Below are 20,882 nucleotides of genomic sequence, written 5' to 3'. Positions count from 1 at the left end.
AAGGGAGAGATATCATGATCGAATACGGTCATTTCATCGGCGGCAAGCGTGTCGCCGGCACCAGCGGCCGCAAGCAGGACGTCATGCAGCCGATGGACGGCTCCGTGCGCGGCACGGTGGCGCTGGCCTCGCAGGCGGAACTGCGCGCGGCGGTCGAGAATGCCAAGGCGGCGCAGCCGAAATGGGCCGCCACCAACCCGCAGCGCCGCGTTCGCGTCTTGATGAAATTCCTCGAACTGGTCGCCCGCGACTATGACGAACTGGCCGACATACTGGCGCGCGAGCACGGCAAGACCATCGCCGACGCCAAGGGCGACATCCAGCGCGGCCTCGAAGTGGTCGAAGTCTGCATCGGTGCGCCGCACATGATGAAGGGCGAGTTCACCGATGGCGCCGGCCCCGGCATCGACGTCTATTCGATGCGCCAGCCGCTCGGCGTCGTCGCCGGCATCACCCCGTTCAACTTCCCGGCGATGATCCCGCTGTGGAAGATCGCCCCGGCGATCGCCTGCGGCAACGCCTTCATCCTGAAGCCGTCGGAGCGTGATCCGGGCGTGCCGATCCGCATCGCCGAACTGTTCCTCGAGGCCGGCCTGCCGGCTGGCATCCTCAACGTCGTCAACGGCGACAAGGAAGTCGTCGACGCCATCCTCGACGATCCCGACATCAAGGCCGTCGGCTTTGTCGGCTCAACGCCGATCGCCCACTACATCTATTCGCGCGGCACCGCGGCGGGCAAGCGCGTGCAGTGCTTCGGCGGCGCCAAGAACCACATGATCATCATGCCTGACGCCGATATGGACCAGACCGTCGACGCGCTGATCGGCGCCGGCTACGGCTCCGCCGGCGAGCGCTGCATGGCGATCTCGGTGGCTGTGCCGGTCGGCAACGACACGGCCAACCGGCTGATGGAAAAGCTGATCCCGCGCGTCGAGAGCCTGAAGGTCGGACCGTCGACGGATTCGGCCGCCGATTTCGGCCCGCTGGTGACGGCGCAGGCGCTGGAGCGGGTGAAGGGTTACGTCGATACCGGCGTCAAGGAAGGCGCCAAGCTGGTCGTCGATGGCCGCGGCTTCACGATGCAGGGCTATGAGAACGGCTACTATATGGGCGGCTGCCTGTTCGACAATGTCACGGCGGACATGCGCATCTACAAGGAAGAAATTTTCGGGCCGGTGCTCTCGGTGGTACGTGCACCGACCTATGAGAGCGCGATCAAGCTCGCCAACGACCATGAAATGGGCAATGGCGTCGCCATCTTCACCCGCGACGGCGACGCCGCGCGTGATTTCGCAAGCCGTGTCCAAGTCGGCATGGTCGGCGTCAACGTGCCGATCCCGGTGCCGATCGCCTATTACACGTTCGGCGGCTGGAAGGCGTCGTCCTTCGGCGACCTCAACCAGCACGGCCCGGACGCCTTCCGCTTCTACACCAAGACCAAGACGGTGACGTCGCGCTGGCCGTCCGGCATCAAGGATGGCGCCGAGTTCGTCATCCCGACGATGAACTGATTGGGAAACGTTCCAAAAAAAGAAAGAGGCGGCTCATCCCGCCTCTTTCTTTTTTGTCGGCCGCTTGCCTCCGTCAGACCGTCGGTATGGTGCCACCGTCGATGACGTATTCGGCGCCGTGGATCGCCGAGGCGCGGTCCGAGACAAGGAATGCCACGAGTTCCGCAACCTCTTGCGGCCATGCCGGCCGGCCGATCGGGATGCCGCCCAGCGCATCCATGATGCCCTGGCGGGCGGTTGCCTCATCCGAGCCCGAGTGGGATGCCAGCCGCTTCACCATGGCTTCCGAAGCAGTGGTGTGGATCCAGCCCGGCGCCACGGTGTTGACGCGGATGCCTTTGGGGCCGAGTTCCTTGGACAGCGCCTTGCTGTAGGTTGAAAGGGCTGCCTTGGCCGCCGCATAGGCGATGGTGGATTCGTGCAGCGGCAGGCGGCGCTGGATCGACGACATGTGAACGATCACGCCTGAACCTTGCTCGATCATATGCGGGACAAGCAGGCGATCGAGCCGCACTGCCGCCAGCAGGTTGAGGTCCAGTTCATCTTGCCAGGCCTGCTCCGACAGTCCGGCAAATCCTCCTCCTGGGCTCTTCGAACCGCCGACGTTGTGAACGATGATGTCGACACCACCAAGCTGCTCCATGACACCCGCGGCGACCTTTTCGACGCCTGCCAGAGTGCTGATGTCGGCCCGCATGAACAGCTTCGGCTGGCATGCTTCCGTCGCCGAGCGAGCGGTGGTTGCAACCATCGCTCCCGCCGCCGAAAGCCTACGCACGATGGCCTCGCCGGCACCCTTTGTGCCCCCGGTGACCAGAACGCGCTTGCCGGCAAATTCCCGATCGTCGACCGCAAATTTCTGGACGAAGGTCATGCGCCGATCTCCAGCCGCGCGATCCGGTCATCGGCCAGTGTGAAGACGTAGTGGAGTGTCGCGGGGCTGCCGGGGAAATTTCCAGACACGATGCCGGCGATCCGCCATTTATCGCCGTTGACCGTCACGTCGGCGACCTCGACGGACACCCGGTATTTGCGTGTCGTTGCCTCCATCCAGCCGCGGATGGCGACTGAGCCTCGATGGGGTTCGCCTTCGTCCTTGACCGTGGCGTCTGACGAGAAAGGCACGAGCATGGCGTCGATGTCGTGCCGGTTCTTGGCGGCAAAATAGTCGGCCAGCGGCTGCGGAAGGTTTGCGGTCATGGTGTCGTCTCCGGTGCGGGGTTGCCGCCGCCCATCGAGGCCGGCGGCGCTTGTCCGGCTTCTAAAATGAGATATACTGGTGAAATGACAAGAACCGACGAAAAAGTAAGGTACTTACCTGAGAGTAAGCCCGAGACGTTGACGCCGTTGTCGGCAGCGAGCGGCGTCGAGAATGTGCTGCGCATCCTCGAGGGCCGCTGGAAGCTGGTGATCCTGTTTCACCTGTTCGGCGGCAAGGTGCTGCGCTTCTCCGACCTCGAACGGGCGATCCCGGCGATCTCGCAGAAGATGCTGATCCAACAGCTGCGGCAGATGGAGGCCGACGGCATCGTTCGCCGTATCGTCCACCACCAGGTGCCGCCGAAGGTCGAGTACTGCCTGACCGATTGGGGCCAGGCGCTGTGCCCGGCCCTCGACGCCTTGCTGAAATGGGCGGCACTTCGCGAACCGACGGAAGTCTGACGCCGATCGTTGCTCTGCAACGCGCCGCAAGCTCCGAAGCGATGCTTGTTTTCAGATCGGGGCCTCACCATATCGATTCCAGGGAATGATAAGGTTCCCTGACGACAGACCGGAAACCAGAAGGAGTGACGTGATGAAGACGTCGAACCCGGCCTGGAGCGTTCCGGTGCGTTGAGGCTGCCCCATGTGCCTCCCTTTGCCGGAACGTCGAGGCGAAGGAGGTGCCAAATGGCACACAGATTTTCGTTTCGATGGATCAGGATAGCCGTGATCGGCGCCGCGCTGGCGCTGTCGACGCTATCGGCGCAGGCGCAATTTATCTGCGGCGGCCACAACGACCTCGTCGCGGGACTGGCGCAGGCCTTTCAACAAAAGCAGCTTGGTTATGGTGTGGTCGGGCAATCCGCCATTGTCGAGATCTATGTTTCGGCAAGCGGGACCTGGTCCATGCTGGTGACCGACGTGCAGGGCCGAAGCTGCATCTTCGCGACCGGTGAGGGATGGGAGAGTACCGCCATCGCCGCCGCGCAAGGAATCTGATCGCCCATTCAACGCGTCGCGGCGACCTCGGCGTGGCCGCGCAGCAGTGCCATCAGCCGCTTGGCATCCTTGGCGGCTGCCTCCTCGTCGCCGTCGAGGATCGAGCGGATCAGCGCGACATGATGCTCGGCTGACTCGGCCAGGCCCGTATCCGCCTTGTAGCGGAACCAGAAGCGGCGGCTGTGGGTCTGCAGCGGCGCGGCCAGCCGCGCGGCGAAGCGGTTGTCAGCGGCCATCGCCAGCGCCTCGTCCAGCGCCTTGTCGGCCTGGATGAAGGCAAGCACATTGCCCGAGATGACCGCCTTCTGCATGGCCAGCGCCGCCTCGTGAAACAGGTCGGCGGCCTCGCGGGTGACGAAGCGGGCGGCCGAGCGGGCCAGCACCACCTCGACGCCGCGCCGGGCGTCGAGCACGCGCAGCCAGTCGCCGGGATGCAGCGGCGCGATCGCGATGCCGGCGCGTGGCCTGACATCCAGCAGCCCTTCCCAGGCCAGCCGCTGGATCGCCTCGCGCACCGGCGTGCGGCCGAGGTCCAGCTTCTCGATAAGCGCTCCTTCGGTGACAAAGCTCGACGGCGCCAGTTCCAGCGTGACGATCATATGCTCGAGCACGCGGTAGGCCCTGGCCGCCGCCGGCTCGGACGTCATGGTTGCTTCCATGGATATCAAAGGCGATCTCCTGATATATTTTGGATATATCATAACGGATTCCGCATTGACAGTGGGTTTCTTAACAGATATACGTCTGATATATCAGATGGAGACACGACTATGTGGACCGGAGTTTTCCCCGCCGTTACGACCAAATTCACCGCCGACGACCGGCTCGACCATGCCGAAATGGAGCGCTGCTTCGGCCTGCAGATGGAGGCCGGTTGCGACGGCATCATCGTCTGCGGCTCGCTCGGCGAAGGGCCGATGCTGTCGCCTGACGAGAAGATCGAGGTGCTGAAGACCGCGCAGAAAGTCGCCGGCAAGAAGCCGGTGCTGCTGACCGTCAATGAGGCGGGCACCCGGGAGGCCGCCGCTATTGCCAGGCGCGCCGCGAGCGAAGGTGCCGATGGCCTGATGGTGGTGCCGAGCCCGATCTACCACACCAATGCGGAAGAGACCGTCGCGGCGCTGCGCGCGGTCGCCGAGGCCGGCGACCTGCCGGTCATGATCTACTCCAACCGGCTCGCCTATCGCGTCGACGTCACCGTCGACCAGATGGAGGAGTTGGCGTCGGACAGGCGCTTCGTCGCCATCAAGGAATCCTCCGACGACATCAGGCGCTCGACCGAGATCATCAACCGGCTTGGTGACCGCTACGATCTGTTCACCGGTGTCGACAATCTCGCCTTCGAGGCGCTGTCGATCGGCGCCATCGGCTGGGTAGCCGGCCTGGTCACCGCCTTCCCGCGCGAGACCGTCGCCATCTTCCAACTGATGAAGCAGGGCCGCCGCGAGGAGGCGCTCGCCATCTACCGCTGGTTCCGGCCGCTGCTCGACCTCGACGTCTCGACCTATCTGGTACAGAACATCAAGCTTGCCGAAGTGCTGGCAATCGATACCAATGACCGCGTGCGCATGCCGCGCCAGCCGCTGTCGGGCGAGCGCCGCAAGGCAGTCGAGAAGATCATACGGGATGCGCTGGCGGTGCGGCCGAAGCTGCCGTCGCTCCAGACGTCTCCTCTATCGGCGGACAGACTGGTGGCAGCCGAATAAGGGACAGCACCGACGTGCCAGAAAATTCCAAATCCCCGGAACAGGAGCAGCGTTCCGCCGCTGGGGCGCCTTCTCCCCGTGAATGGGGAGAAGGGAAAGATATCGCCATTGTCGGCGGTGGCATCATCGGCATCTGTGCCGCTGCCTTCCTTGTCGAGGCGGGGTGCAGCGTAACAATCTTCGACCGCACCGGCATCTGCGAGGAGACGAGCTCCGGCAATGCGGCGGCCTTCGCCTTCTCAGACGTGCTGCCGCTGGCGCACAAGGGCATGATCAAGCACCTGCCGAAATGGCTGGCCGATCCGCTCGGCCCGCTCAGCATTCCGCCCGCCTACCTGCCGCGGCTGCTGCCCTGGCTGATCCGCTTCTGGCGCGCCGGCGCGCCGGCGAAATACGAAGCCAGCCTCGCCGCCCAGGCCGGCATGATGAAGCTCGCCGAAACCGAATGGATGGGGCTGCTCGATCGCTCCGGCACGCGGCCGATGCTGCGCGAGGACGGCTCGCTGGAGCTCTACGAGAGCGAAGCCGAGTTCCGCGCCTCGCTGTCCGGCTGGGCCGCGCGCGAGCGCTTCGGCATCGGCTTTCGCCATGTCGAGGGCGAAGGCCTGGCGGGTTTGCAGCCAGGCCTCTCCCCGCGCTTCATCAAGGGCACCTTCGTGCCGGGCTGGAAGACGGTGGCCGATCCAAAGCTGCTCGGCAAGGCGGTGTGGGCTTACGCCGAGGCCAAGGGTGCCCGCTTCGAGAGGGCTGGGATCGATCGGGTCGCGGCGGACCAGGATGGCGCGACACTGACGTTGGCCGATGGCACGACCAGGCAGGCAAGGCACCTTATCGTCGCTGCCGGCGCCTGGTCGCATCTTCTGGCGCGGCAGCTTGGCGACCGCATTCCGCTGGAGACCGAGCGCGGCTACAACACGACGCTGCCCAGGAGTGCCTTTGACGTGAAGCGACAGCTGATCTTCTCCGGCCATGGCTTCGTCATCACGCCGCTGGAGACGGGCCTGCGCGTCGGCGGCGCCGTCGAGCTCGGCGGCATCGAGCGGCCGCCCAATTTCAACAGATCGAAGGCGCTCCTGCAGAAGGCGCAGCAGTTCCTGCCCGGGCTCAATCCCTCGGGCGGGCGCGAATGGATGGGGTTCCGGCCCTCGCTGCCGGATTCGGTGCCTGTCATCGGCAAGGCCTCGGGAAGCCGGCCGGTGGTCTATGCTTTCGGCCACGGCCATCTGGGCCTGACCCAGGCCGCGGCGACCGCACGGTTGATCCGGGAAATCATCCTGGGGCAGGTTGCGTCTGTTGATCTTGCCCCCTTCAGTCCACAACGGTTTTGAATTTTTCGAGGAACGACATGGCCAAGAAATCCTTCTTCTGCATCGACGGCCACACATGCGGCAATCCGGTGCGGCTGGTCGCCGGCGGCGGCCCGCTGCTCGAGGGCTCGACGATGATGGAACGGCGCGCGCATTTCCTTGCCGAGTATGACTGGATCCGCACCGGGCTGATGTTCGAGCCGCGCGGCCATGATGTGATGTCAGGTTCGATCCTCTATGCGCCGACGCGCGAGGATTGCGACATCGCCATCCTGTTCATCGAAACCTCCGGCTGCCTGCCGATGTGTGGCCATGGCACCATCGGCACGGTGACGATGGCCATCGAACACGGGCTGATCAAGCCGAAGACGCCGGGTGTGCTGAGGCTCGATACGCCGGCCGGGCTCGTCATCGCCGAATACAAACAGGTCGGCGAATATGTCGAGGAAGTGCGCATCACCAATGTGCCGTCTTTCCTCCATGCCGAAGGTCTGACGGTCGAATGTCCCGGGCTCGGCGAGATCACCGTCGATGTCGCCTATGGCGGCAATTTCTACGCCATCGTCGAGCCGCAGAAGAACTACCGCGACATGGCGGATTATTCCGCCGGCGACCTCATCGCCTGGAGCCCGGTGGTGCGGCAACGGCTCAACGAGAAATATTCCTTCGTGCATCCGGAGAACCCCGGCATCAATAGGCTGTCGCACATGCTGTGGACCGGAAAGCCGACGGTGAAAGGGGCTGATGCCCGCAATGCCGTGTTCTACGGCGACAAGGCGATCGACCGCTCACCGTGCGGCACGGGTACCTCGGCGCGCATGGCGCAGCTCCATGCCAAGGGCAAGCTCACGGCAGGCGATGCCTTCGTGCATGAATCGATCATCGGTTCGCTGTTCAAGGGCAAGGTCGAAAAGGAGGTCACCGTGGCGGGCAGACCGGCGATCATCCCCTCGATCGGCGGCTGGGCGCGGATGACCGGACTGAACACGATCTTCATCGACGACCGCGATCCGTTCGCGCATGGTTTCGTGGTCAAGTGAGGAGAATCCTGACCTTGCGGAAAGGAGTGTGACGAAAAGACGAACCCTGTCAGTAACGCAACGAATCCTCATATCACCTAATTTTGACGGCGATTTCTTCGAAACGGGGTGCATGATACGGCCGAATCGTCAAAGACATTGCGTTATGCCAATGATAGGGTCCGCGATAGTCCAGGGGTCGGGTGCAGAAAACGGGCGGTCGGAACGACGTGAATCGGAAACACGCGGGGCGGTCAAAAAAATCACGTTGCAATCCGGGCTCGAAACTTTACGACTAGGGGAAATACGAAAAGGAATGCGTCTGCATGGGCGACATTCCAGGGGAGCCATGTACACATGCAGTATTTTGTCCAGCAGCTTATCAACGGGCTGACGCTGGGATCGATCTATGGGCTGATCGCAATCGGCTACACGATGGTCTACGGCATCATCGGCATGATCAACTTCGCCCATGGCGACATCTTCATGGTGGGCGCCTTCACGGCGCTGATCGTCTTCCTCATCCTCGGCGCGCTGTTCTATTCGGTGCCCGTGGTCATCGCGCTGCTGGTCATGATGATCGTGGCGATGCTGCTCACCAGCCTCTACAACTGGACGATCGAGAAGGTGGCCTATCGGCCGCTGCGCGGTTCGTTCCGGCTGGCGCCGCTGATCACCGCCATCGGCATGTCGATCGCGCTGTCGAACTTCGTCCAGGTGACGCAAGGTCCGCGCAACAAGCCGATCCCGCCGATGGTCAGCCAGGTCTACAACATCAACGGCGTCAGCGTGTCGCTGAAGCAGATCATCATCGTCATCGTCACCGCGCTGCTCCTGGTGGTGTTCTGGTACCTGGTCAACAAGACCTCGCTTGGCCGGGCGCAACGCGCCTGCGAACAGGACCGCAAGATGGCGGCCCTTCTGGGCATCGACGTCGACCGCACCATCTCCATCACCTTCATCATGGGCGCCTCGCTTGCCGCCGTCGCCGGCACGCTGTTCCTGATGTATTATGGCGTGGTGGCCTTCTCCGACGGTTTCGTGCCGGGTGTGAAGGCATTCACCGCGGCGGTGCTTGGCGGCATCGGCTCGTTGCCGGGCGCCGTGCTCGGCGGGCTGCTGATCGGCTTCATCGAGAGCATGTGGTCGGCCTATTTCTCGATCGACTACAAGGACGTCGCGGCGTTCTCGATCCTGGCGATCGTGCTGATCTTCCTGCCTTCCGGCATATTGGGCCGGCCAGAAGTCGAAAAGGTCTGAGATCATGGCCGTGACCGTATCTCGTGAGAGCGACAGCGTCGCCACCCCCACCCAACGCGCGCTTAAGGAAGCGTTTTATGCCGGTGCCATCGCGCTTGGCCTGTTCGTGCTGTTCATCGGTCTGAAGACCGGTCAGAACATGTCCAATGAACTGGTCCTGACTCAGCGTTGGGGCCTGCTCGCCGCCGTGGTGATCGCCACGGCCGTCGGCCGTTTCCTCTATGTCGCCTATGGCCAGCCCTTCATGGCCAACCAGAAGATCGCCAACGTCGCCACCGGTCTGTTGCCGGCCAGCGTGGGGTCACGGTTCTTCACGCTGCCGGCGTTCATCGTGGCTGTCGTCGCGATGGTGCTGCTGTTCGTCTTCAATGGCTCCCTCGCCGGATGGGTGGGAGCGGAACCTGCCGGCTATCTGCAATTCCTGCGCGCCCTGGCGGTCATCTATGTGCTGGCTTGCGTGATCTACTACTTCCGCGCCTTCATCCATGCCAACTTCACCAAATTGGGCATCACAGCGCTGGTGCTATACCCGATCCTCGTGGTCGCGGTGCTGTCGCTGAACGCCTGGTCGATTGCTGGAGGGCTGCAGGGCTCGCTGAAATGGGTCGACAATTTCGGCATCCAGATCCTGATCTATGTGATGCTGGCCTGGGGGCTGAACATCGTCGTTGGCCTCGCCGGCCTGCTCGATCTCGGCTACGTCGCCTTCTATGCACTTGGCGCCTATGCCTATGCGCTTCTTGCCACGCAATACGGCCTGTCGTTCTGGATCCTGCTGCCGGCAGCGGGCTGCATGGCCGCTCTGTGGGGGGTGCTGCTCGGCTTCCCCGTGCTGCGCCTGCGCGGCGATTATCTGGCGATCGTGACGCTCGCCTTCGGCGAGATCATCCGCCTGGTGCTGATCAACTGGCGCGAGGTCACCAACGGGTCGGCCGGTATCTCCGGCATTCCCAAGGTTTCCTTCTTCGGCCTGATGACCTTCAACGTGTCGGACCCCAACTACATTGCCAAGGTTCTGCACATTGCGACCTCGAGCGCCTACTACAAGATCTTCCTCTACTATCTGATCCTGGGCCTGTGCCTGCTTACCGCCTTCGTCACCATCAGGCTGCGCCGTCTGCCGGTCGGCCGCGCCTGGGAAGCCTTGCGTGAGGACGAGATCGCCTGCCGCTCGCTCGGCATCAACACCACCACCACCAAGCTGACTGCCTTCGCAACCGGTGCCATGTTCGGTGGCTTCGCCGGCTCGTTCTTCGCCGCGCGGCAAGGCTTCGTCAGCCCGGAATCCTTCGTTTTCCTGGAATCGGCCATCATCCTTGCCATCGTCGTTCTCGGCGGCATGGGCTCGCTGGTCGGCATTGCGGTTGCCGCGATGGTGATGATCGGCGGCACCGAGGCGCTGCGCGAACTCGACTTCCTCAAGCAGATCTTCGGGCCGGACTTCACCCCCGAACTCTACCGCATGCTTCTGTTCGGCATGGCCATGGTCATCGTCATGCTGTGGAAGCCGCGCGGCTTCGTCGGCAGTCGCGAACCGACCGCCTTCCTCAAGGAGCGAAGGGCTGTCTCAAGCTCCTTCACCAAGGAGGGCCACGGCTGATGAACGCGACCACGCAAATGAACGACGCCATCCTGCAGGTCGACCATCTGTCGATGAAATTCGGCGGCCTGGTCGCCATCGGCGACCTCTCCTTCACCGCCAGGCGCGGCGAGATCACGGCGCTGATCGGGCCTAACGGCGCCGGCAAGACCACCGTGTTCAACTGCATCACCGGCTTCTACAAGCCGTCCGAAGGCATGATCACGCTCAACCGGGCCGACGGCTCGACCTATCTGCTGGAGCGGCTGCCCAACCATGAGATCCCGGCGCGCGCCAAGGTGGCGCGCACCTTCCAGAACATCCGGCTGTTCTCGGGCATGACGTTGTTGGAGAACCTTCTGGTTGCCCAGCACAACAAGCTGATGAAGGCCTCGGGCTATACGGTGCTTGGCCTGTTCGGCTTCAGCGGTTACCGCAAGGCGTCAGCCGAGTCGATGGAGCTGGCCAGGCATTGGCTGGAGAAGGCCGATCTCGTCGATCGCGCCGATGATCCGGCCGGCGATCTGCCCTATGGCGCGCAGCGGCGCCTCGAGATCGCGCGTGCCATGTGCACGGGTCCGGAACTTCTGTGTCTCGACGAGCCGGCGGCGGGCCTCAACCCGAAAGAATCGGCGGCGCTCAACGAGCTCTTGATGGACATTAAGCACAACACCGGCACCTCGATCCTGCTGATCGAGCACGACATGTCGGTGGTCATGCAGATTTCCGACCATGTCGTGGTGCTGGAATACGGCCGCAAGATCTCCGACGGCAATCCGCAGTCGGTGCGCACCGATCCGCGCGTCATCGCCGCCTATCTCGGCGTCGACGACGAGGAGGTCGAGACCGTGCTGACCGAGGTCGGCGACGAGGACGTCATCGAGCAGCTCGACATTGGGCCGGATGCGGCGCATGGCCCGGGTACGTCGTCATCATACCTGGCCGGACCTGTGACCGACACTGTCGGACATAGCGATGGCGAGCGCGTCACGGTGTCGAAAGGCGCCTCGAAGGCGGCACAGGTCGATGCCCGCGCGGCAACCGTGGTGAGCAAACCCGTCGCAAAACCGGCCGCGCCGGCCAAGCCGGCGGCGAAAGCAGCACCGAAGAAGACGGCCGCCAAGGTGCCCGCGGCAAAAGCCGAAGGCATTTCGAACCGCCTCGCCGCCCCTCGTGGCGGCAAGGCCGACAACCTGACCCGCATCAAGGGTATCGGCACGGTCAACGAGAAGAAGCTCAACGAGCACGGCATCTTCCACTTCGACCAGATCGGCGCCTGGAAGAAGGCCGATGTCGAGGCTGCCGAAGCCTATCTCGCCTTTGACGGGCGCATTGCGCGCGAGGAATGGGTCAAGCAGGCCAAGCTGCTCGGTCGGGGCAAGGACACGGAATTCTCGCGCCGCGTCGATGCCGGCAAGGTGGCGACCAGCCATGCTTCCGCAAAGACTACCGGTGCGGCCAAGCCTGTGTCGGGCAAGCGTGGAGGGGGCAAATAATGGCCGGGACAACGCTGCTCGATATCAAGGGCGTGGAGACCTACTACGGCAACATCCGGGCGCTGAACGGCGTCGATGTCACCGTCAAGGAGGGCGAGATCGTGGCGCTGATCGGCGCCAACGGCGCCGGCAAATCGACGCTGATGATGACCATTTTCGGCGCTCCGCGCGCCCGCACAGGGACCATCACCTTCGCCGGTACCGACATCACCCAGTTGCCGACGCACGAGATCGCGCGCATGCGCATCGCCCAGTCACCCGAAGGCCGGCGCATCTTTCCGCGCATGACGGTGATGGAAAACCTGCAGATGGGCGCCAGCCTCGACAACCTCAAACACTATGACGAGGACGTCGAGAAGGTGTTCACGCTGTTCCCGCGGCTCAAGGAGCGCATCGCGCAGCGCGGCGGCACGCTGTCGGGCGGCGAGCAGCAGATGCTGTCGATCGGACGCGCGCTGATGGCGCGGCCGAAGCTGCTTCTGCTCGACGAGCCGTCGCTGGGCCTGGCGCCGCTGATCGTCAAGCAGATCTTCGATGCCATCCGCGAGCTGAACCGCACGCAAGGACTGACCGTGTTCCTGGTCGAGCAGAACGCGTTCGGCGCGTTGAAGCTCGCCACGCGCGGCTACGTCATGGTCAACGGCAATGTGACGATGAGCGGCACCGGCAAGGAACTGCTCGCCAATCCGGAAGTGCGCGCCGCCTATCTCGAAGGCGGACATCACTGAGTTTGGAGCGGAATGTGCATCCGGTATCCCGCTCCAACTTGTTTGTTTGTCGCATGATCCTTGTCCGAAAAGTCTGCAACTTTTCGGGATCGTGCTAGGGAGACTTCATCATGCAGGGCATTCTCTATGAGGAACCCTCGATCTGGCAGTTCTTCTTCGTCACTTGCCTGCTCGGCGGCTGGGCGGCCTGGATGACCGGCAAGGCCAGCGCCCAGACATGGCGCTCCTTCATCCAGCTTTTCGCCTATCTGCTGGGTCTCGGCATCGGCATCCGCTTCATCCATCATGCGCTGTTCGACGGCACGATGTTCTCGCTGCAGTACTATATCGTCGACACCATCGTGCTGATGATATTGGGCTTCGTCGGCTATCAATACACACGAACCAACCAGATGGTCACACAGTATAATTGGCTCTACGAAAGAGCTTCAATCTTGAGCTGGAAACCGAAAGGTTGAGGTTCATCATTAACGCCGGGTCAGGGATGAATCGGCGTGACAAGTGCCTGAAAATCGGCAAACTATGCTTTCTGCGATAAGGGTGGGCATCGCATGAAAGCTTCATCCACGCCCACTCCGTTAATGGGAGCGTTTAAATGAAAAAGTCACTTTTGTCCGCCGTCGCCCTGACCGCGCTTGTCGCGTTCGGCGGCAACGCGTGGGCTGATGTAATGTTCGGCGTTGCCGGTCCGATCACCGGTCCGAACGCGGCCTTCGGCGCACAGCTGCAGAAGGGCGCAGAGGCGGCGGTCGCTGCGATCAATGCCAAGGGCGGCATCAACGGCGAGCAGATCAAGCTTGAAGTCGGCGACGACGTCTCCGACCCGAAGCAAGGCATATCGGTTGCCAACAAGTTCGTCGGCGACGGCGTCAAGTTCGTGATCGGCCACTTCAACTCGGGCGTCTCGATCCCGGCCTCGGAAGTCTACGCCGAAAACAACATCGTCGAAATCACCCCGGCCGCGACCAACCCGAAGTTCACCGAGCGCGGTCTGTGGAACGTGTTCCGCACCTGCGGACGCGACGATCAGCAGGGCAGCATCGCCGGCGCCTATATCGCCGCGAACTTCAAGGATGCCAAGGTCGCCGTCGTGCACGACAAGACCCCTTATGGCCAGGGCCTCGCCGATGAAACCAAGAAGGCGATGAACGCCGCCGGCGTCAAGGAAGTGATGTATGAAGGCGTCAATGTCGGCGACAAGGACTTCTCGGCGCTCATCGCCAAGATGAAGGAAGCCGGCGTCACCCTGATCTATTGGGGCGGCCTGCACACCGAAGCCGGCCTGATCATCCGCCAGTCGGCGGACCAGGGCCTCAAGGCACCAATGATGTCGGGTGACGGCATCGTGACGGACGAACTCGCGGCGATCGCGGGCGACGCCGTCGCCGGCACGCTCAACACGTTCGGACCCGATCCGCGCCTGATCCCGGCCAACAAGGAACTCGTCGAGAAGTTCCGTGCGCAGGGCTTCGAGCCGGAAGCCTACACGCTCTACGCCTACGCCGCCGTGCAGGTGGTCGCCGAGGCGGCTGCTGCCGCCAAGACGAACGATCCGCAGGCCGTTGCCAAGGCGATGCATGAAAACGGCCCGTTCCCGACCGTTCTGGGCGATCTTGCCTATGACGCCAAGGGCGACCCGAAGCTGCCGGGCTACATCATGTACGAGTGGAAGAAGAAGGACGACGGCAAGTATTCCTGGTTCCCGAAATAAGCTGCTCTGACAGGTCTGAAATCCAAGATGCCCGGCGCAACGCGCCGGGCATTTTCTTTTGGCGCGTTCGGTCGGCCGATGATCTTTCTTGCCGGCTCCCCTCAGGCGGAGAGATCGCATCCAGGATCGAAATTGTCGCCATTGTTCCGTCCGTTGGGGCTAAGGCGTGCGAGTGTTGGCCGGATAATTGATTTAAATCGGTTTAAACCGGCGCTGATTTTGTTTGCACTGCAGCATTTTCACGCTAATCATTGCACCGATTTCCCGTCCCTTCCGCTGCGGAGCCCAGTCCTTGGCCATCACGAAGATCCTCGTCGCCAACCGGTCAGAAATCGCCATCCGCGTCTTTCGCGCGGCCAATGAACTGGGCCTCAAAACCGTGGCGATCTGGGCCGAGGAAGACAAATATTCGCTGCACCGCTTCAAGGCCGACGAGAGCTACCAGGTCGGGCGCGGTCCGCATCTCATCAAGGATATGGGGCCGATCGAGAGCTATCTGTCGATCGAGGAGGTGATCCGCGTCGCCAGGCTCTCGGGCGCCGATGCCATCCATCCCGGCTACGGGCTTCTGTCCGAAAGCCCCGAATTCGCCGAAGCCTGCGCGCAAGCGGGCATCACCTTCATCGGACCGAAGCCGGACACGATGCGCCGTCTCGGCAACAAGGTCGCGGCGCGCAATCTCGCCATCGAAGTCGGCGTGCCTGTCATTCCCGCCACCGATCCGTTGCCGGACGATATGGAGGCGGTCAAGAAACTGGCCAAGGAGATCGGCTATCCGGTGATGCTGAAGGCCTCCTGGGGCGGCGGCGGGCGCGGCATGCGTGCCATCCGTTCCGAGGCCGATCTCGCCCGCGAGGTCACGGAAGGCAAGCGCGAGGCGAAAGCCGCTTTCGGCAAGGACGAGGTCTATCTCGAAAAGCTGATCGAACGCGCGCGCCACGTCGAGGTGCAAGTTCTTGGCGACACGCATGGCAATGCCGTGCACCTGTTCGAGCGCGACTGCTCGATCCAGCGCCGCAACCAGAAGGTCGTCGAGCGGGCACCCGCGCCCTATCTCGAAATGGCGCAGCGCGAGGAGCTTTGCGGCTACGCGCTGAAGATCGCGCGCGAGACGAGCTATATCGGCGCCGGCACGGTCGAGTTCCTGCAGGATGCCGATACCGGAAAATTCTATTTCATCGAGGTCAACCCGCGCATCCAGGTCGAGCATACCGTCACCGAGCAGGTGACCGGCATCGACATCGTCAAGGCGCAGATCCACATCCTCGACGGCTTCGCCATCGGCACACCGCAATCGGGCGTGCCGGCGCAGAAGGACATCAGGCTGAACGGCCATGCCTTGCAGTGCCGCATCACCACCGAAGATCCCGAGCACAATTTCATCCCGGACTATGGCCGCATCACCGCCTATCGCGGCGCCACCGGCTTCGGCATCCGGCTGGATGGCGGAACCGCCTATTCCGGCGCCGTCATCACCCGCTTCTACGATCCGCTGCTGGAGAAGGTGACGGCCTGGGCGCCGACGCCGGCCGAGACGATTGCCCGCATGAACCGGGCGCTGCGCGAATTCCGCATCCGCGGCGTCGCCACCAACCTCACCTTCCTCGAAGCGATCATCAACCACCCGAGCTTCGCCGACAACTCCTATACGACCAAGTTCATCGACACGACGCCGGAGCTGTTCCAGCAGGTCAAGCGCCAGGACCGCGCGACCAAGCTGCTCAACTATCTGGCCGATGTCAGCGTCAACGGCCACCCCGAGACGCGCGGCCGGCCGATGCCGAAGGCCGATGCGGCCGCACCTGTCGTGCCCTATCTCAACGGCAATGTGCCAGGCGGCAGCAAGCAGAAGCTGGACGTGCTCGGTCCGGAGAAATTCGCCGGCTGGATGCGCGAGCAGAAGGAAGTTCTGGTCACCGATACGACCATGCGCGACGGCCACCAGTCGCTGCTGGCGACACGCATGCGCACGCATGACATTGCCAATATTGCCGGCACCTATGCGCGCGCCCTGCCGCAGCTTCTGTCGCTCGAATGCTGGGGCGGCGCGACCTTTGACGTCGCCATGCGCTTTCTCACCGAGGATCCTTGGGAGCGGCTGTCGCTGGTGCGCGAGGCGGCCCCCAACCTGCTGCTGCAAATGCTGCTGCGCGGCGCCAACGGCGTCGGCTACACCAATTATCCCGACAATGTCGTTCAGCATTTCGTCAAGCAGGCGGCGAGCGGCGGCATCGATCTGTTCCGCGTCTTCGACTGCCTGAACTGGGTCGAGAACATGCGCGTCGCCATGGACGCGGTCGGCGCCGAGGGCAAGCTGTGCGAGGCGGCGATGTGCTATACCGGCGACATTCTCGATCCGGCGCGGGCCAAGTACGACCTGAAATACTATGTCGGCCTGGCCGGCGAACTGCAGGCCGCCGGCGCCCACATCATCGCCGTCAAGGACATGGCGGGCCTGTTGAAGCCGGCGGCGGCCCGCGTGCTGTTCAAGGCGCTGCGCGAGGCGACCGACCTGCCGATCCATTTCCATACCCACGACACGTCGGGCCTGTCGGCGGCGACCGTGCTGGCGGCGGTGGAGAGCGGCGTCGACGCCATCGACGCGGCGATGGATGCCTTCTCCGGCAACACGTCGCAACCTTGCCTGGGTTCGATCGTCGAGGCGCTGAAGGGCACCGAGCGCGACCCCGGCCTCGATCCGCAATGGATCCGCAAGATCTCGTTCTACTGGGAAGCGGTGCGCAACCAGTACGCCGCCTTCGAAAGCGATCTCAAGGGGCCGGCCTCGGAAGTCTATCTGCATGAAATGCCGGGCGGACAGTTCACCAACCTCAAGGAACAGGCTCGCTCGCTCGGGCTGGAAACGCGCTGGCACGAGGTGGCGCAGACCTATCACGACGTCAATCTGATGTTCGGCGACATCGTCAAGGTGACGCCGTCATCCAAGGTCGTCGGCGACATGGCGCTGATGATGGTGAGCCAGGACTTGACCGTCGCCGATGTCGAGAACCCGGCCAGGGACATCGCCTTCCCGGACTCGGTCGTCTCGATGCTGCGAGGCGATCTCGGCCAGTCGCCCGGCGGCTGGCCGGCGGCACTGCAGAAGAAGGCGCTGAAGGGCGACAAGCCGATCACGGCGCGGCCCGGCTCGCTCTTGAAGCCCGCCGATCTCAAGGCCAGCCGCAAGGAGATCGAGGAGAAGCTCGAGCGCAAGCTCTCGGAATACGAGTTCGCCTCCTGGCTGATGTATCCGAAGGTGTTCACCGACTTTGCCGGCGCGCAGGAGACCTACGGCCCGGTCAGCGTCCTGCCGACGCCGACCTATTTCTACGGCATGAAATCCGAAGACGAGATCTTCATCGACATCGAGAAGGGCAAGACGCTGGTCGTGCGGTGCCTCGCCATCGGCGATGTCGACGACAAGGGCATGGTCACCGTGTTCTTCGAGCTCAACGGCCAGCCGCGGCGCGTGAAGGTGCCGGACCGGGCGCATGGCGCCTCCGCCGCCAAGGCGCGCCGCAAGGCCGAGCCTGGCAACGAGGCGCATGTCGGCGCGCCGATGCCGGGCGTGGTCTCCGCCCTTTCGGTCGCCACCGGCCAGGCGGTGAAGGCCGGTGACGTGCTGCTCTCCATCGAGGCGATGAAGATGGAAACGGCGCTGCATGCCGAGCGCGACGGCACCGTCGCCGAGGTGCTGGTCAAGGCCGGCGACCAGATCGATGCCAAGGATCTGCTGATCGCCTTCGCTTAAGACCCGGCAAAGAGCGGGCAGGCTGTCGGCTTCTGTCGGCAGCCCTCATGCCTTGTTCGATAACAGCTTGACCCGCCGCCGCCGGTCGGGCATCGAACCGGCTCAAATTTGCCGCCGTCTTTCGCCGAGTCGCGGCCCAGAACCAATTTTGGAGAAAAACATGGCCGACGATATCACCGAGACCAGCCAGACTGTTGCCGCCGGCCAGCTGCGTGCCCTCATCGAACGCATCGAGCGGCTCGAGGAAGAAAAGAAGACGATCGCAGACGACATCAAGGAAGTGTTCGCCGAGGCCAAGGGCACGGGTTTCGACACCAAGGCGATACGCACCATCATCCGGCTGCGCAAGAAGGATCAGGCAGAGCGCCAGGAAGAGGATGCCATCCTCGATCTGTACATGGCAGCGCTCGGCATGGTGTAAGACTAACCGCCCGGTGCCCGATGCGGTTACCGGAGATACGGTTTGAACCATGAGCGAATTCGATTTCGGCAGCCGTCGCGCCTCGGAGTTCCGCCATCGTGGCTTCTGGTCGCTGTTCGCCGAACGGCATCCGGAGGAAAGAGCCCGGCTGGCGCGGCGCGGGCCTTGGTTCTGGCAGCGCGGGCTGCCTGATTTCGCCCTGGCCATTTCCATGTATGTCGCGCCGGCGCAGAACCATGTCGGCGTCTTTTTCGGCCGCAACGAAAAGTTCGGCGCAACGCAAAGCTGGTCCCGGTTGAAGCCGTTCCAGCCGGCGATCGAAGAGAGGCTTAACCTCAGGCCGGAACAAAGTTGCGAGGGCCTCGGCATCAATTCGATGTGGCGGGTCAACTGCTTTGCCGAGGACAACTGGCCCGCCATGACCGACTGGCTGGTGACGGAATGCTCGCGCGTCGAGCGCGCCGTTGTCGATGTGCTCGGACAGGGGTAGGGCGCCGGTGTCCCCGGAAGGTGCCGGATCCTTCTTCCGCTCGCGCTGGCAAGGCGAGGTGCCGATCGACCGGCTGTTCTGGCGCGACATGCTGCTGGTCGGGACGGGGATCAGCATTGCCTCGTCCGTGGTCGCTCTGATCCTGCTTGGGCTGAAGATGCCGCTCGGGCTCGTGCTGGCGGTGCATTTCGCACCGGTGCCCTACAACATCTTCCTCACCATAGCGGTCTGGCGGACGGCCGAGAAATCGGGCGCCAAGGCCTCCCTGATGCTGCTAGGCTCGGCGCTCTGGCTCATCGCCACGGTTGTGGTCTGAGCGGGCGGATCGTACCATGAAAAAGGGCGGCCGAAGCCGCCCTTTGCCGGAAGCCTGCGCAATGCCCTTCAGGCCGCCGGCTCGAAATTAAGCGCCACGCCGTTGATGCAATAGCGCAGACCTGTCGGCGGCGGGCCGTCCTCGAAGACGTGGCCGAGATGGCTGCCGCAGCGCGAGCAATGGCACTCGGTGCGGACCATGCCGTAGCTGCGGTCGACGGTGGTCTCGATCGAGCCGGGCACCGGGTCGTTGAAGCTCGGCCAGCCGGTGCCGCTCTCGAACTTCAGCGTGGATTCGAACAGCGGCTGGTCGCAGCCGACGCAGGAAAATGTGCCGGCGCGCTTCTCGTAGAGCAAAGCGCAGCTGCCCGGCCGCTCGGTGCCGTGATTGCGCATGACCGCATATTGCTCCGGCGTCAGCCGGGCGCGCCATTCGGCATCGGTGCGGGTGACGGGGTAAGTGTGGGTGTCCATTTGATCTCCTCAGCCTTGGCGGCTCGTTCTTTGTTGCAACCTCATATTCGCAACAAATAGGCATTTGTTACAAGGTTTGCCCGCATTTACGCTCGCGATCATCATCCTATCGCCGCCAGATAGCGCGCGACAGAGGTGGCCAGGGCCGTCTTGCCACCGCCGATGATGTTCAGGTCCCACCATGCCCCGCGGATATCGTCGAAGGCGAATGGTTCCAATACCGCCGCTATGCGGCGCACGGCCGCCGCGTTGAGCGGTATCTGGTTGGGATAGCTGTACATGAAGCTGACATGGCGGCGCGTTGGCGTCACCTGCACCGTGTCGCCGGTCAGTAGGGCGTTGCCGCCCTCGCGCTGCCAGTGCAGCACCTGGCTGCCGGCAAAATGGCCGCCGCAGCGGACGAGCGTGAGCGACGGATTGAGGACGAGCGTCTCGCCTTGCCAACTGACGATCGAGGGATGCGGCCGCATGATCCATTGGCGGTCGTCGGCGTGGAGATAGATCGGCACGCCGCCAAACGCTTCGCTCCAACATGCCATCGCCGAGTAGAAGTGGCAGTGCGAAATGGCGATGGCCGCCAGGCCGCCGCGCCGGTTGATCTCGGCCACCGCCTCGTCGCTGACCATCGAGACGCAGTCCCACAGCACATTGCCGTGCCGCGTCTGCACAAGCTGCGCCCGCTGGCCGATGGCGAAGCGCGGCTCGATGCCGAAGGCGAGCACGCCGGCATCGTCCCTCATCACAAGCCTATGCCCGGCAGAGAGCTCTTGCTGTGTGATCCAGGCCTGGCCCTCCCAGCGTACGAACTGCCGCTCGTCCTCGCAGATCGGGCAGTGTTGCGGCGGTGTCTCCGTCGCCGCGAACTGGACGCCGCATTGCAGGCAGAGGAAGCAGGTCATGGTGGCTCCGGAA

At 63.5% G+C, this 20,882-nt stretch carries 21 protein-coding genes; 16 read left to right on the top strand and 5 right to left on the bottom strand.

Annotated elements, in window-relative coordinates:
* Positions 1 to 14 precede the first annotated feature (14 nt).
* Positions 15 to 1,511 (top strand): CoA-acylating methylmalonate-semialdehyde dehydrogenase, encoded by a 1,497-nt coding sequence (locus ACVILI_RS02265; protein ID WP_019861803.1) that lies wholly within the window; start codon positions 15 to 17, stop codon positions 1,509 to 1,511.
* Between the two features lie 73 nt (positions 1,512 to 1,584).
* Here the strand turns inward: ACVILI_RS02265 and ACVILI_RS02260 are convergent, their stop codons facing one another.
* Complete coding sequence (locus ACVILI_RS02260) at positions 1,585 to 2,385, bottom strand: SDR family oxidoreductase (RefSeq protein ID WP_019861802.1); 801 nt, start codon at positions 2,383 to 2,385, stop codon at positions 1,585 to 1,587.
* Positions 2,382 to 2,711 (bottom strand): nuclear transport factor 2 family protein, encoded by a 330-nt coding sequence (locus ACVILI_RS02255; protein WP_019861801.1) that lies wholly within the window; start codon positions 2,709 to 2,711, stop codon positions 2,382 to 2,384. The genes ACVILI_RS02260 and ACVILI_RS02255 overlap by 4 nt, the downstream gene beginning before the upstream one ends.
* Before the next feature lie 138 nt (positions 2,712 to 2,849).
* On the opposite strand from ACVILI_RS02255, the gene ACVILI_RS02250 reads away from it, so the two are divergent.
* Complete coding sequence (locus ACVILI_RS02250; protein WP_020629070.1) at positions 2,850 to 3,173, top strand: winged helix-turn-helix transcriptional regulator; 324 nt, start codon at positions 2,850 to 2,852, stop codon at positions 3,171 to 3,173.
* A gap of 267 nt (positions 3,174 to 3,440) precedes the next feature.
* On the top strand, positions 3,441 to 3,713 hold the full coding sequence (locus ACVILI_RS02245; RefSeq protein ID WP_019861798.1) for a hypothetical protein: 273 nt from the start codon (positions 3,441 to 3,443) through the stop codon (positions 3,711 to 3,713).
* 8 nt (positions 3,714 to 3,721) lie between these two features.
* On the opposite strand, the gene ACVILI_RS02240 is transcribed toward ACVILI_RS02245, so the two are convergent.
* On the bottom strand, positions 3,722 to 4,414 hold the full coding sequence (locus ACVILI_RS02240; protein ID WP_064981273.1) for a GntR family transcriptional regulator: 693 nt from the start codon (positions 4,412 to 4,414) through the stop codon (positions 3,722 to 3,724).
* A 69-nt stretch (positions 4,415 to 4,483) separates the two neighbouring features.
* Between ACVILI_RS02240 and ACVILI_RS02235 the strand changes: the two genes are divergently transcribed.
* From ACVILI_RS02235 to ACVILI_RS02175, 13 genes are all read left to right on the top strand, one after another.
* Complete coding sequence (locus ACVILI_RS02235) at positions 4,484 to 5,419, top strand: dihydrodipicolinate synthase family protein (protein ID WP_038650320.1); 936 nt, start codon at positions 4,484 to 4,486, stop codon at positions 5,417 to 5,419.
* A 14-nt stretch (positions 5,420 to 5,433) separates the two neighbouring features.
* A complete protein-coding gene (locus tag ACVILI_RS02230) occupies positions 5,434 to 6,747 on the top strand; it encodes an FAD-dependent oxidoreductase (RefSeq protein WP_038650319.1) in 1,314 nt (437 codons plus the stop codon).
* Positions 6,748 to 6,764: 17 nt separating this feature from the next.
* Positions 6,765 to 7,766 carry a 4-hydroxyproline epimerase gene (locus tag ACVILI_RS02225; RefSeq protein WP_038650318.1) on the top strand — a complete coding sequence of 334 codons (1,002 nt, stop codon included), beginning with the start codon at positions 6,765 to 6,767 and terminating at the stop codon, positions 7,764 to 7,766.
* 336 nt (positions 7,767 to 8,102) lie between these two features.
* Positions 8,103 to 9,005 carry a branched-chain amino acid ABC transporter permease gene (locus ACVILI_RS02220; RefSeq protein WP_019861793.1) on the top strand — a complete coding sequence of 301 codons (903 nt, stop codon included), beginning with the start codon at positions 8,103 to 8,105 and terminating at the stop codon, positions 9,003 to 9,005.
* 4 nt (positions 9,006 to 9,009) lie between these two features.
* Entirely contained in the window at positions 9,010 to 10,605 is a 1,596-nt protein-coding gene (livM, locus tag ACVILI_RS02215) for a high-affinity branched-chain amino acid ABC transporter permease LivM (RefSeq protein ID WP_019861792.1), read from the top strand.
* Positions 10,605 to 12,080, top strand: a complete 1,476-nt coding sequence (locus ACVILI_RS02210; RefSeq protein ID WP_038650317.1) for an ATP-binding cassette domain-containing protein — start codon at positions 10,605 to 10,607, stop codon at positions 12,078 to 12,080. Before livM ends, ACVILI_RS02210 begins: the two co-directional genes overlap by 1 nt.
* Positions 12,080 to 12,808, top strand: a complete 729-nt coding sequence (locus ACVILI_RS02205) for an ABC transporter ATP-binding protein (protein ID WP_010912086.1) — start codon at positions 12,080 to 12,082, stop codon at positions 12,806 to 12,808. Before ACVILI_RS02210 ends, ACVILI_RS02205 begins: the two co-directional genes overlap by 1 nt.
* A gap of 110 nt (positions 12,809 to 12,918) precedes the next feature.
* On the top strand, positions 12,919 to 13,266 hold the full coding sequence (locus tag ACVILI_RS02200) for a DUF6867 family protein (protein ID WP_010912085.1): 348 nt from the start codon (positions 12,919 to 12,921) through the stop codon (positions 13,264 to 13,266).
* 137 nt (positions 13,267 to 13,403) lie between these two features.
* The gene (locus ACVILI_RS02195; RefSeq protein ID WP_019861791.1) at positions 13,404 to 14,519 is read left to right on the top strand and encodes a branched-chain amino acid ABC transporter substrate-binding protein; all 1,116 of its coding nucleotides are present in this window, start codon (positions 13,404 to 13,406) and stop codon (positions 14,517 to 14,519) included.
* 292 nt (positions 14,520 to 14,811) lie between these two features.
* Positions 14,812 to 18,270, top strand: coding sequence for a pyruvate carboxylase (gene pyc, locus ACVILI_RS02190; RefSeq protein ID WP_038650315.1), 3,459 nt, complete (start codon positions 14,812 to 14,814; stop codon positions 18,268 to 18,270).
* Positions 18,271 to 18,430: 160 nt separating this feature from the next.
* Positions 18,431 to 18,691 carry a DUF2312 domain-containing protein gene (locus ACVILI_RS02185; protein ID WP_010912082.1) on the top strand — a complete coding sequence of 87 codons (261 nt, stop codon included), beginning with the start codon at positions 18,431 to 18,433 and terminating at the stop codon, positions 18,689 to 18,691.
* A 49-nt stretch (positions 18,692 to 18,740) separates the two neighbouring features.
* The gene (locus ACVILI_RS02180; protein WP_457102295.1) at positions 18,741 to 19,181 is read left to right on the top strand and encodes a hypothetical protein; all 441 of its coding nucleotides are present in this window, start codon (positions 18,741 to 18,743) and stop codon (positions 19,179 to 19,181) included.
* Between the two features lie 7 nt (positions 19,182 to 19,188).
* Positions 19,189 to 19,497 carry a hypothetical protein gene (locus ACVILI_RS02175; protein WP_038650312.1) on the top strand — a complete coding sequence of 103 codons (309 nt, stop codon included), beginning with the start codon at positions 19,189 to 19,191 and terminating at the stop codon, positions 19,495 to 19,497.
* A 68-nt stretch (positions 19,498 to 19,565) separates the two neighbouring features.
* On the opposite strand, the gene msrB is transcribed toward ACVILI_RS02175, so the two are convergent.
* Positions 19,566 to 19,970 (bottom strand): peptide-methionine (R)-S-oxide reductase MsrB, encoded by a 405-nt coding sequence (msrB, locus tag ACVILI_RS02170; RefSeq protein WP_038650311.1) that lies wholly within the window; start codon positions 19,968 to 19,970, stop codon positions 19,566 to 19,568.
* Positions 19,971 to 20,071: 101 nt separating this feature from the next.
* Entirely contained in the window at positions 20,072 to 20,869 is a 798-nt protein-coding gene (locus ACVILI_RS02165; RefSeq protein ID WP_038650310.1) for an MBL fold metallo-hydrolase, read from the bottom strand.
* Positions 20,870 to 20,882: the final 13 nt, after the last annotated feature.

The sequence above is a fragment of the Mesorhizobium sp. USDA 4775 genome (assembly GCF_054062655.1).
This window is presented reverse-complemented; position numbering and strand designations above follow the sequence as displayed.

Excerpts from the sequence above, each read along its gene's own strand:
- ACVILI_RS02260 (WP_019861802.1), bottom strand. The coding sequence starts at position 2,385 with ATGACCTTCGTCCAGAAATTTGCGGTCGACGATCGGGAATTTGCCGGC.
- ACVILI_RS02240 (WP_064981273.1), bottom strand. The coding sequence starts at position 4,414 with ATGATATATCCAAAATATATCAGGAGATCGCCTTTGATATCCATGGAA.
- livM (WP_019861792.1), top strand. The coding sequence starts at position 9,010 with ATGGCCGTGACCGTATCTCGTGAGAGCGACAGCGTCGCCACCCCCACC.
- msrB (WP_038650311.1), bottom strand. The coding sequence starts at position 19,970 with ATGGACACCCACACTTACCCCGTCACCCGCACCGATGCCGAATGGCGC.
- ACVILI_RS02210 (WP_038650317.1), top strand. The coding sequence starts at position 10,605 with ATGAACGCGACCACGCAAATGAACGACGCCATCCTGCAGGTCGACCAT.
- ACVILI_RS02220 (WP_019861793.1), top strand. The coding sequence starts at position 8,103 with ATGCAGTATTTTGTCCAGCAGCTTATCAACGGGCTGACGCTGGGATCG.
- ACVILI_RS02235 (WP_038650320.1), top strand. The coding sequence starts at position 4,484 with ATGTGGACCGGAGTTTTCCCCGCCGTTACGACCAAATTCACCGCCGAC.
- ACVILI_RS02185 (WP_010912082.1), top strand. The coding sequence starts at position 18,431 with ATGGCCGACGATATCACCGAGACCAGCCAGACTGTTGCCGCCGGCCAG.
- ACVILI_RS02180 (WP_457102295.1), top strand. The coding sequence starts at position 18,741 with ATGAGCGAATTCGATTTCGGCAGCCGTCGCGCCTCGGAGTTCCGCCAT.
- ACVILI_RS02195 (WP_019861791.1), top strand. The coding sequence starts at position 13,404 with ATGAAAAAGTCACTTTTGTCCGCCGTCGCCCTGACCGCGCTTGTCGCG.
- ACVILI_RS02165 (WP_038650310.1), bottom strand. The coding sequence starts at position 20,869 with ATGACCTGCTTCCTCTGCCTGCAATGCGGCGTCCAGTTCGCGGCGACG.
- ACVILI_RS02200 (WP_010912085.1), top strand. The coding sequence starts at position 12,919 with ATGCAGGGCATTCTCTATGAGGAACCCTCGATCTGGCAGTTCTTCTTC.
- ACVILI_RS02265 (WP_019861803.1), top strand. The coding sequence starts at position 15 with ATGATCGAATACGGTCATTTCATCGGCGGCAAGCGTGTCGCCGGCACC.
- ACVILI_RS02255 (WP_019861801.1), bottom strand. The coding sequence starts at position 2,711 with ATGACCGCAAACCTTCCGCAGCCGCTGGCCGACTATTTTGCCGCCAAG.
- ACVILI_RS02225 (WP_038650318.1), top strand. The coding sequence starts at position 6,765 with ATGGCCAAGAAATCCTTCTTCTGCATCGACGGCCACACATGCGGCAAT.
- ACVILI_RS02205 (WP_010912086.1), top strand. The coding sequence starts at position 12,080 with ATGGCCGGGACAACGCTGCTCGATATCAAGGGCGTGGAGACCTACTAC.